Origin of the sequence: Streptomyces sp. SID3212, from assembly GCF_009865405.1 — a bacterium.
Taxonomy (GTDB): domain Bacteria; phylum Actinomycetota; class Actinomycetes; order Streptomycetales; family Streptomycetaceae; genus Streptomyces.
The window spans coordinates 1-3,535 of the sequence record NZ_WWJY01000987.1 but is presented as its reverse complement, the minus strand read 5'-3'; the positions used below and the strand labels follow the sequence as shown (position 1 = coordinate 3,535).

The 3,535-nt window shown below is 74.2% G+C and carries 1 protein-coding gene; it reads left to right on the top strand.

Annotated elements, in window-relative coordinates; translation table 11 throughout:
* Positions 1–3,535 (top strand): beta-ketoacyl synthase N-terminal-like domain-containing protein (locus tag GT042_RS29470; RefSeq protein ID WP_237531324.1); only part of this gene is annotated, 3,535 nt, incomplete at both ends.

The window sequence follows — 3,535 nt, the reverse complement described above, 5'->3', positions numbered from 1 at the left end:
GGCGGCGCCGACCGGGCGGATCGCCGTCGTGGCGGCATCGGTCCGGGTGCCGGGAGCGGCTTCCGTGGAGGAGTTCTGGCAGAACCTGGTGCGCGGCATCCACTCGGTGTCCCGCACCCCCGAGGACCGCTGGTCGCCCGCCTGGTTCGCGGGCGCCGACCTCGACGTGGTCGACGCGGCCCGCTGGGGCGGGTTCATCGAGGGCATCGACCACTTCGACGCCGAGTACTTCGGCATCAGCGAGCAGGACGCCGCCTGGATGGACCCGCAGCAGCGGCTCTGCCTGGAGCTGGCACAGGAACTGCTCGACCGGGCCGGCTACTCCCGCAAGGAAGTCGCCGGAGAACAGGTGGGCGTCTTCCTCGGGGTGGGCGCCAACGACTACGTCCGCCGCAACTGCATCGGCGGCCCGCCGACCACGCCGCAACTCCTGGTCAGCGCGCTGCCCAACATGGTGGCCACCCAGATCAGCCATGTCTTCGACTTCCGGGGCCCGTCCCTGGCCGTCGACACCGCCTGCTCCTCCTCCCTGGTCGCCGTGCACCAGGCGGCGCAGAGCCTGCTGGCCGGCGAATGCGACTACGCCGTCGCGGGCGGTTGCGAGCTGCTGCTCGACCCGTTCGTCTACCTCGGCCTCGGCCGGGCGGGCGTGCTCTCGCAGGACGGGCACAGCCGGGTCTTCGACCGGGCGGCCACCGGAACCGTACCCGGCGAGGGACTCGGGATGGTCCTGCTGAAGACCGAGGAGCGGGCCCTGCGCGACGGCGACCAGATACTCGCCACCCTCCTCGCCTCCGCCGTGAACAACGACGGCCGGACCCTCGGTCTCACCGCCCCCAGCCACGAGGCACAGACGGATCTGCTGCGCACCGCGATGGGGGCCGCGGGGGTCGACTCGTCCACCATCGGCTACCTGGAGGTCAACGGCTCCGCCAGCCGCTTCGGCGACCCCATCGAGATCCACGCGGCCGCCGAGGTCTACCGCAGCCTGGGCAGCGACACCCAGCACTGCGCCGTCGGCTCGGTCAAGTCCAACCTCGGCGCACTGCTGCACGCCGGCGGCATCGCGTCGTTGGTCAAGACGGTGCTCGCGGTGCGGCACGGATACCTGCCCGCCACGCTGCACTGCGAGGAACCCCATCCCAGGCTCGGTTTCGAGCGCACCCCCTTCCGCCCCGTCACCTCCGGTCGCCCGTGGCAGTCGGCACCCGGGCTGCCGCGCCGCGCCGCGGTGTCGTCCTTCGGGTTCGGCGGGACCAACTGCCATGTGGTGCTGGAGCAGGCACCCGACGGCCACCGGCCGCGCCGTACACCGCTCGCGCTCACCGGCTTCGAACGGCGCCGCAGGTGGATCACCGCCGGCGCCGGCAGCCCCGGCAGCGACCTGCCGCCGTCCACTGCACCCCACCCGGGCGGATCACGGCCCGCCCGTACAGCCACCGCCGAGGAGACGAACGACATGACACCGGGCGACGACGTACGCGACGCCGTGGCGGGCTACCTCGACGAACTCGTCCGCGAACTCCTGGGCACACCCGTCGCCCCCGATCCCGGCGGCTTCCTCGACCTCGGGCTCACCTCGGCCGACCTCATGACGCTGAACGACCGGATCGAGGCCGACCTCGGCCGCCCCCTGGTGCCCACCGTCTTCTTCCGCCACCCCGACGTGGGACGGCTGGCCGCGCACCTGTGCGCCGAGTTCCCCGAGGAGACCGCCCGGCTGGCGCGACCGGCGCGGCAGCCGGCCGGGGAACCCGGCGACGCGGCGATCGCCGTCATCGGCATGGCGGGCCGCTTCCCCGGCGCCCGCGACACCGCCGAACTGTGGCAACGGCTGCTGAGCGGCGCGGACCTGGTCACCGACGTGCCGCCGGACCGCTGGGACCACCGTGCGGTCTACGACCCCCGGGGCGGCGACGGTCGTACGGACTGCCCGCGCGGCGGCTTCCTCGCGGACGCCGACCGCTTCGACGCCGCTCTCTTCGTGATGTCGCCGGACGAGGCGGAGGCGACGGACCCGCAGTCCCGGCTGCTGCTCGAAGTCCTGTGGGAGACCGCCGAGGACGGAGCGGTGGCCGGCCGCCTCCAGGGCTCGGACACCGGCGTGTTCGTGGGCCGCTCCTTCCGGGACTACGAGGAGGAGATGATCCGCCGCGACCGCCCGGTGGGGCCGTACGAGCCGATCGGCACCGCCGTGTCCATGTCCGCCAACCGGCCCTCCCACTTCTTCGACCTCACCGGGCCGAGCCTCACGGTCGACACCGCCTGCTCGGGCTCCCTCTACGCCGTGCACCTGGCCGTGGCCGCGCTGCGCCGTGGCGAGTGCGAGATGGCCTACGCCGCAGGGACCAACCTCATCCTCACCCCCCGGCACTACACGCAGCTCTCCGCGATCGGCGCACTGTCGCCGAGCGGCGCCTGCCACGCCTTCGACGAACGGGCCGACGGCTACGTGCCGGCCGAGGCGGTCGCGGCCGTCCTGCTCAAACCGCTTGCCGCCGCGCTGCGCGACGGCGACCCGGTGCACGCGGTGATCCGGGGCACCGCCGCCAACCACGGAGGCCGGGCAGGCGCCGTCACCGCGCCCAACCCCGAACGGCAGAGCGAACTCCTGGAAGCAGCCTGGGCCGACGCGGGCGTGGCCCCGGACACCGTCGGCTATCTGGAAGCCCACGGCACCGGCACCAAACTCGGCGACCCCGTGGAGGTCGACGGGCTCGTCGCGGCCTTCGGCCGGCACACCTCCCGTACCGGCTTCTGCGCCATCGGCACGGCCAAGGCCCACCTGGGCCACACCGAGGCAGCAGCCGGCCTGACCGGTCTGATCAAGGCCGCGCTGACCGTACGGCACGGCGTCATTCCGGCCATGCCCGGGTACGGTCGCGCCAACCCGTACTGCGCCTTCGACGGCGGCCCCCTCCGCGTCAACGACACGACCGAACGCTGGGAGCCCGCCTCCGGCCTGCCCCGCCGCGCCGGCGTCAGCTCGTTCGGCTTCGGCGGGGCGTGCGCCCATGTCGTGGTCGAGCAGCCCCCGGCGTCCCCGCCGCGGACGCAGTCGTCCGAAGGACCGCTGGTGTTCCCGTACTCGGCCACCGACAGCGGGCAGCTGTTGCGGGTGATCGCCCGTCAGCGGGCCTTCCTGGCCGACTCGGACGTGCCGCTCGGCTCCCTCGCCGCCACGCTGCAACAAGGCCGCATCGCGCTGGACACCCGCGCCGCCGTGGTCGCGTCCGACCGCCGGGCACTGCTGCGCGGCCTCGACGAACTCCTGGCCGCCGGGCTGACCGACGACACGCTCCGCCTGGTGGGCGCCGACCCGTCGGCCGAGGCCGCCCGGACGGCACGCCGGTGGACCGAGGGGGGAACCGTGGACTGGTCCTCCCGCCCCGAGGCGTCCGCGCCCCGGCTCGCCGCGCCCACGTACCCGTTCGCACGCGACCGCTACTGGCTGTCCGCCCCGGCCACCGCCGTGGACGGCCCGGAGGAGCCCCACTCCCTTCCGGCCGCTCCCCCCGGCGCGCCGCTGCCGGCC